The organism is Amycolatopsis sp. NPDC051371, from assembly GCF_040682155.1.
In the GTDB taxonomy this organism is placed as follows: domain Bacteria; phylum Actinomycetota; class Actinomycetes; order Mycobacteriales; family Pseudonocardiaceae; genus Amycolatopsis.
Map to the genome: position 1 here is coordinate 1 of NZ_JBFBAG010000116.1, position 2,400 is coordinate 2,400.

The window sequence follows — 2,400 nt, forward strand, 5'->3', positions numbered from 1 at the left end:
AGCGTGCACGAAAAACCCGAAACACAACATGCACGCAGCGTGAGCATCCCAAGCCCCCACCGCCCCAGCAACTCCCGTCGTGCGCACACAAACGGCACTCGACCCGACCTGCGAGTTCTTCGCTCCTCCCTGACATCGGTCCCGGTGACCGGTTCGGCTGAGGAGGCCGGGGCACAACGCGACAGCCCGCTTGTCGATGTCCCGGGTGCGGTGACCCGGCACGTCGACAAGCGGGCATCGGTACGAGCGACTTCAGAGCTCGTCGAGCACCTGCGGCTCCGGGAGCGGGACGAGGAATTTCCCCGTGAACCCTTCCTGCCGGAGTCGGGAGGCCAGTTCGTCGATGATGTGCCACGACAGCAGCAACGCGTACTCCGGCTGGTCGGGGCCGCACAGCCGGTCCTGGTGGACGACCGGGATGTGGGTGCCGGGTGAAAGCTTGCCGATCTTGCGCGGGCTGATCTCGGACAGGAAGTCGAGCTCGGCCGGCCCCAGGGAGCAGTAGTTGAGCAGGGTGACCGCGCGGGCGGGCGAAGACGCCGCCGCAACCCGCGAACCGTCGCGCTTGACTTCGGCCAGCAGCGCGCGCAGCCGGTCCCGGTGCTCTTCCACGCGACCCGCGAACTCGCGGTAGGTCGCTTCGCTGGTGAGTTGCAGGGTGTCCTCGTAAGTGCGAAGGGTCGAGACGGAGTCACGCACCTCGTGAGCGCCCTCGAAGCCTGCGTAAACGCGGACCGACCCGCCGTGGGTGGGGATCCGCTCGATGTGGAAGACCTCGAGCCCGTGAAGCTTGAAGACGGCCTGCAGCGCCATCAGCGAGTAGTACCGGGAGTGCTCGTGGTAGGCGAAGTCGTACTGCAGGGTCTGGAGGAGGTCCGGCAGGTAATGCGACTCGGAAACGAAGATCCCGTCGTCGTTCAGAACGGTGCACACCCCGTCGAGGAAGTCCCGCAGGTTCGTGATGTGCGCGAACGTGTTGAGCGCCAGGACCACGTCCGCGGGCTGGTGGCCGGCCAGCAGCCGCGTCGCGAGGTCCGCGCTGAAGTACTCCTTGACGACCGGCGACCCGGCAGCGGTCTCGACGCCGTTCGGGTCGACTCCCAGCACGCCGAAGTCGCGCTTCGCCAGCTCGTCCAGGAGGCTGCCGTCGTTGCTTCCGATCTCGATGACCGAACGGCGTCGCGGCGCGCCGTCGAGCGAGTCGCGGAACTTGGCCAGCTCGTCCGCGAGGCCCTGCAGGTGCCGGCGGTAGCCGCCGGTCAAACCGGCGATGTGGTGGTAGTCGCCGGCGAAGAGGATACGTTCGTCGACCGGCTCCGTGATCTGGACCAGGCTGCACTGCGGGCAGAAACCGAGATCGAGTGGCCAGGCTTGCTCGGTCTCCGCTTCCGCGGCGTTCGCGGGGAAGAGGCACGCGGGCTGCAGACCGAGTGACAAGAACTTGGTGACCGCGACGTCTCCGCACGTCTGACAGAGCGTTGTACCGTCACTCACGAGTTGTCTCCTCACGCCGGCCGATGGTTGTACAGCTCTGCGATCGTAGAATTGCGTTGGCGATGCGGGCATCTCCGCCGTTGCCCCGTATTTCGCCGCAGTCACCCCCGCTCGTGCAACAGCAGCATCGCATAAGCGGACAATGTCGAATTGTCCCTGATTTCTCCATCATGGATCAGTCGCTCGAACTGCCGGCGGGAGAACCACTGCTGCCGCATGTCCTGCTCACCGATTTCCCGATCGGGGCTGCCCGGCGTCAGGTCGGTGGCCAGGACGACGGTGAACGCCTGCCCGGACGCGCCGTGCCAGCTGAACAGACGGCCGAGGTCAACCAGTGACCCGGCCCGGAAACCGGTCTCTTCGGCCAGTTCGGTGCGGGCAAGCTCGATCGGGTCGACCGGGCGCCAGTCCGGGAAGCAGCCCTGAGGGAACTCCCAGAAACTCCCGGCGATCGGGTACCGGTACTGGGTGACCAGGTGGAAACCGTCGTCCTCGGCGGGGATGACCACCGCGTAGTCGGGCCGCTCGATCACCGAGTAGATACCGCGGGAGCCATCCTGGCGCTCGATCCGGTCTTCGCGCAGAGCGAGCCACGGATTGCGGTAGACCTCGCGCGAAGACAGTTGCCGGACCGGCGCGAACTCGCCGTCGGAGGACTCGACCATCGCGGCACCACCAGTTCCTGATCGGTCCTCCCGCGGATGGGCGGACTCGCCCCGACGCTAGCCGGACGGCGTTGCCGGCGGCGTCTTCGTCGTTGCTCGACGTGAACGCAGAGGAGCCCCCACCCGAAAAGGTGGGGGCTCCCCGGTAGTTGTGGTTTAGAGGCGTCGTTTGTTCTGGGCGATGAGTTTTTCCAGATCGGGGATGATGTCGCTGGGGCTGGGCATGGCGAGCCACTCGTTG

2 protein-coding genes are annotated in these 2,400 nt (G+C 66.4%); both read right to left on the reverse strand.

The annotated features are described in order from the left end of the window. Positions 1 to 252: 252 nt before the first annotated feature. A complete protein-coding gene (locus tag AB0M59_RS53530) occupies positions 253 to 1,494 on the reverse strand; it encodes a class I SAM-dependent methyltransferase (protein ID WP_364632149.1) in 1,242 nt (413 codons plus the stop codon). Positions 1,495 to 1,595: 101 nt separating this feature from the next. After that, on the reverse strand, positions 1,596 to 2,159 hold the full coding sequence (locus AB0M59_RS53535; RefSeq protein ID WP_364632152.1) for an NUDIX hydrolase: 564 nt from the start codon (positions 2,157 to 2,159) through the stop codon (positions 1,596 to 1,598). Positions 2,160 to 2,400 lie beyond the last annotated feature (241 nt).

Excerpts from the sequence above, each read along its gene's own strand:
- AB0M59_RS53535 (WP_364632152.1), bottom strand. The coding sequence starts at position 2,159 with ATGGTCGAGTCCTCCGACGGCGAGTTCGCGCCGGTCCGGCAACTGTCT.